Source organism: Micromonospora sp. DH13, from assembly GCF_020873825.1.
GTDB classification, from domain to species: domain Bacteria; phylum Actinomycetota; class Actinomycetes; order Mycobacteriales; family Micromonosporaceae; genus Micromonospora; species Micromonospora haikouensis.
In genome coordinates this window covers 1-773 of record NZ_JAHWGR010000097.1, presented here as the reverse complement: position 1 = coordinate 773, position 773 = coordinate 1, and the positions used below count along the sequence as shown (strand labels likewise).

Below are 773 nucleotides of genomic sequence, written 5' to 3'. Positions count from 1 at the left end.
AGCGGCATGTCCTGCCAGCCGTCGACCTGTCGGAGGCCCTTGAGGAACGCCGTCGTCGCATACTGCGGGTCGGTGATCTGCTCCGGCGAACCCCACCCGCTGGACGGGCGCTGCTGGAACAGGCCGAGGGAGTCGTGGTCGTTGCGGTCACCCAGGTGACCCAGGTTCTGCAGCTTCGACTCCTGCAGGGCGGTGCCGATCGAGATCACCGCGGCGCGCTCGTCGAGGCCGGTCTTCTTCGTGGCGGCGATGATGGCCTTGGCGTTGGCGGTCTGCTCGGCGTCGAGGTCGATACGCGACTGCGCGCCCTGCACACCGTGCGGGATCAGCTTCCCGGCGTCGGCGGTCGTGTCGGCCTGCACGGCGGCGACGGGCCGCGCGTCGACAGTGCCGGTGTCGATGGCGTGGTTCAGGGGGCCGGCGGCGAGGCCACCGGCGAACGCGAGTCCGGCGATGCCGAGGACGCTCTTACGCAGGATGGTCGTGTTCATGGGGGTGTCTCCTATCCGGGGGGTCGGCACACCCGCGCCCGCCGAAGGGGGCATGGCGGGGGTGTGCGAGCACCACGTCGAGGCGCCCGAACAACGAACAACGGGGGAAGAAGGAGGGGGTTCGGCTGCCTTGCGGCGCCGGGTCCAGGTGTAACGACCGGCGACCGGCCCCCATTCCCGGGGGATGACTCGGGTGGCGGGGGCGGGTCCTGCCAGATCCGGGGCGATCCGGGGGGATCCGGGGTGCTGCTGCGGTCGTCCGTCAGGTGTAACGCCCCCGCC

1 protein-coding gene is annotated in these 773 nt (G+C 71.4%); it reads right to left on the bottom strand.

Going from position 1 to position 773, the window contains the following annotated elements; genetic code table 11:
• Window positions 1–491, bottom strand: a 491-nt coding sequence (locus LPA42_RS33405) for a hypothetical protein (protein WP_228987145.1), incomplete at its 3' end; no start/stop codon positions are given.
• Window positions 492–773: the final 282 nt, after the last annotated feature.